Source organism: Saccharopolyspora sp. NPDC049426 (assembly GCF_040676935.1).
Taxonomy (GTDB): Bacteria; Actinomycetota; Actinomycetes; order Mycobacteriales; family Pseudonocardiaceae; genus Saccharopolyspora.
This window is the reverse complement of record NZ_JBFAPZ010000034.1, coordinates 1-3,398: the sequence shown is the minus strand read 5'-3', so window position 1 is coordinate 3,398 and position 3,398 is coordinate 1. Positions and strand designations below refer to the sequence as shown.

Annotated in this window: 3 protein-coding genes; all 3 read left to right on the top strand. The window is 64.7% G+C overall.

Features of this window, described 5'->3' with window-relative positions:
• Positions 1 to 168 precede the first annotated feature (168 nt).
• The 3 genes from AB0J78_RS33355 (at position 169) to AB0J78_RS33345 (ending at position 3,306) form a co-directional block, all read left to right on the top strand.
• Positions 169 to 1,254, top strand: coding sequence for a tyrosine-type recombinase/integrase (locus AB0J78_RS33355; protein WP_363796049.1), 1,086 nt, complete (start codon positions 169 to 171; stop codon positions 1,252 to 1,254).
• A 4-nt stretch (positions 1,255 to 1,258) separates the two neighbouring features.
• The gene (locus AB0J78_RS33350; protein WP_363796047.1) at positions 1,259 to 1,576 is read left to right on the top strand and encodes a helix-turn-helix transcriptional regulator; all 318 of its coding nucleotides are present in this window, start codon (positions 1,259 to 1,261) and stop codon (positions 1,574 to 1,576) included.
• A gap of 311 nt (positions 1,577 to 1,887) precedes the next feature.
• A complete protein-coding gene (locus AB0J78_RS33345) occupies positions 1,888 to 3,306 on the top strand; it encodes a hypothetical protein (protein WP_363796045.1) in 1,419 nt (472 codons plus the stop codon).
• The last annotated feature ends 92 nt before the right edge of the window (positions 3,307 to 3,398 follow it).

The window sequence follows — 3,398 nt, the reverse complement described above, 5'->3', positions numbered from 1 at the left end:
TGTCTCCAATGCAGCGGGTTCGCCTGGGGCGATCCGCCGCAGGTGGAGCTGCGTGCCTGGTGAGGACTGGTTCACTTGATCGGGGGGCAATCCCGACAAACTGTCGAGATTTCCGACGTAACGGCCGAATACATGACTTGTGGAGCACTCACGTGAACCGGGCAGGTCATGAACCTCGCGGTCGTGCGCAACATCGGCTCGCCGAACACGTTGCGCTCGGCGCAGGAGCTTCAGGATTTCGAGCAGGAGCTCGTCGACCAGTACGCGTTGTCGATGGCCGCGGTTGGCCTGACTGATCGGCACATCGCGGCGGCGCGAGCTGTTGTGATCGAGTTCGCGCGGGTCCTGTCCGGACCCGTGTGGACCGCGAGTGTCGGTGACGGTGACCGCTACCTCGTTCAGCTGCGGCAGCGAGGACAATCCCGGGCAACCGTGCGGAGCAAGGCCGATGGCGTTGCTCGCTTCTACGACTTCGTGCTGACGAGGTACCAGGGTGATATTCACCGGCTGACGGGCCACGTAGTCGAGCAGCCTGTCGACGAGTACAACCGCCCCAGCTTTCCCGTGAGCGGCACGCCGCGCGTGCCACCCTCGGACGACGAGGTCGACACGCTTTTTACGCACTGGCGCCAATCGTTGGTGCACGCGCGGAAATACTTGCCCGCCGCGAGGGACTACTTCACCGCCTCGTTGTGGCGACGGCTCGGGCTCCGGATCAGCGAGTCGACCAAACTCGATATCCGCGACTGGCGGCCAGATCTTGGAACCTCGGGCAAGCTGCATGTCCGCCACGGCAAAGGCAGTCGTGGCCGCGGGCACAAGCCGCGGCTTGTGCCCGCGATCAACTCGGCCGACCAGTTGATCGACTGGTGGCTGGCGGAGGTGCGGCCGCAGTTCGGCCCGGACTGGGCTGACCCGGATGCGCCGATGCTGCCCAGCGAACGTCGGGACCCGGACCTCGGTCGATGTATCCGTGTTGGTGCGGACGCACTGCGGTCGGGACTGGCTACTGCGACCGGCCAGTGGCTTCCAGGATGGTCGGGCAAGCTCACGCCCCATGTATTGCGGCATTACTGCGCCTCCTCTCTTTACAGCGCCGGGATGGACCTCAAGGCCGTGCAGGAGTTGCTGGGGCATGAATGGCTGTCGACGACAACGCGCTACGTGCACGTCCACAGCGACTCCATCGAACGCGCCTGGGAGCAGGCGAATCACCGCACCTCGCATCGACTCACCACAGTGGAGGCCCGGTAGAACCATGCGCTGGAATCTGCGAATGAAAGCCGCCGAATGCGGAATCTGGAAATCGACAGAGTTGCGTCGGCGACTTGCCGAGGCCGGTCTGGAGATCAGCGCGGGGAAAATGTCGGCCCTGTGGACCGGCACACCAACGACGATCCGCCTGGATGACCTGGATGTGATCTGCTCGATCCTGGATTGCGATCCCACCGATCTGCTGATCCGCGAACCGGACAAGGTCGCAGCCCTGCGCCCACGCAAGGAGGCAACCGCACAGGCAGCTCCACCACCGATTACACCGCGGTTCGGCCGCCATCGATCTGAGCCGCCGGCATGACCGCGCCACCGAAGTTCTGTACGAACTGCCGCACCAACCGGGCCGCGTGGACGACTCCTCGGATCGACTACTGCTACGACTGCTTGCCAGGCGGCCCCTTCACCCCACCACTCTGCCGCGCTTGCGGATCCGACCGCTACTTCTCTCAAGGCATGTGCGTGGTGTGCCACCCCGGCTCCCCTGGTCACCCAGGATCCTGCAAGGACTGCATGGCCTGGGGCGTGATGCGCCAGAACAACTGGCGGTGCTGGAGCTGCCGAGGCTGGCGATCCCGCCACCCGCTTGGCGAATGTCCCTACTGCGGACGGCAGATGCCACTCGGCGATCACGGCGCCTGCCGCCTGTGCTGGCATCAAGCGCTGCACGAGCGCTCCACCGGTGAACCCTTCGACCTCGCCGACGCCAACCGGTTCGGTCAGCAGCTCTTCCTGGCCAACATGCACTACCAGCCCCGAGGAGCCACCAGAGCCAAACACCATCGCCGGTTCCGCGCCTCCGCGGTCGCTCGCGGAATCACTCGCGTCGAGACCGAGTTCACCCCGGTGGACAGTCAGCAGCTCGCACTGTTCTGGATACGTCCGGACTTGACCCGCATAGCGACGCTTCCCGCTGCGCCTGATCCAGCGATGTCGCACTACTGCGACGCGGTCTTGCATGAACACGCCGCGCGTCATGGCTGGAGCACCAGACTGATCAACGTGGTCGGTCAGTCCCTCGATGTCCTGCAAGCGTTTCAAGCCACCTCGGGGGCCAAGATCGTGGCGAGTGAAGCCGCGTCGCTTCTGACGCAGCGCGGGCTGACCGTCGACTCCACCCTGGAAGTACTGGCCGCCGCCAACCTTCTCGACGATGACCGAATTCCCGGAACCCGCAACCACTTTCTGGTCAAGACCGAGCGTCTCCCCGCAACGATGCGCACGCAGCTCGATACCTGGTACACGGTCATGGCCGAAGGCAGCACCACACCACCACGCCGCAAACCCCGAAACCACAAGACCATCCGGGCGCAGCTCAACGGAATGCTCCCGATCTTGCAAAAGTGGGCCGACGCCGGCCACGACTCGCTGGCTGAGATCGACAAAGACGACGTCGTCACAGCTCTGCCCGAATCCGGACCGGCCCGCCAGGTCGCTCATCAAGGACTGCGGTCCTTGTTCCGAATCCTGAAAGCCCGCAAGGTCGTGTTCATCAATCCGACGACAGGTGTACCTGCTGGTCCACAGGGCCAGACCCTCCCTCTCCCAGTCGACACTGCAGTGATCTGCGACGCGCTCAACGCGCCACACCCAGCACGCGCACTCGCGGTCGCGCTGGTCGCCTTCCACGGACTCACAGCACGCCAAATCAGCACCATTCGGCTGACCGACGTCGGCGACGGAAGACTCCGGCTGGACGGCCGCAGCATCCCCCTCGCAGGCCCTGTCCAGGCCAGGCTTACCGCCTACCTGGACTTCCGGGAGCAACGCTGGCCCACGACGACGAACCCCTACCTCATCGTCAACCGCAGGTCCGCGCCCAGAGTCGACCCGGTCGACCACCGATACCCGTGGCACAGATATCCGCTCGGCCCCCGATCGCTGCGCGAGGACCGCATCCTCCACGAGATCCACGCCACCGGCGGCGACGTACGCCGCATCTGCGACCTGTTCGGACTGAGCATCACCGCGGCAATGCGATACAACGCAGTCCTGGAACATCCCGACCTGGCCAACGACAACGCCGGTTGCTGAACCCACGACACGACCCACGCTCATCGCCAACCCCCTACACTTGGGTTCCGGTCAACAGACCCGTCGGTTTTCGTGAACTCACGAGGGACGGC

What these genes read in the sequence shown, in the direction of transcription:
- AB0J78_RS33345 (WP_363796045.1), top strand. Translation starts at nt 1,888, where the DNA reads ATGCCACTCGGCGATCACGGCGCCTGCCGCCTGTGCTGGCATCAAGCG.
- AB0J78_RS33350 (WP_363796047.1), top strand. Translation starts at nt 1,259, where the DNA reads ATGCGCTGGAATCTGCGAATGAAAGCCGCCGAATGCGGAATCTGGAAA.
- AB0J78_RS33355 (WP_363796049.1), top strand. Translation starts at nt 169, where the DNA reads ATGAACCTCGCGGTCGTGCGCAACATCGGCTCGCCGAACACGTTGCGC.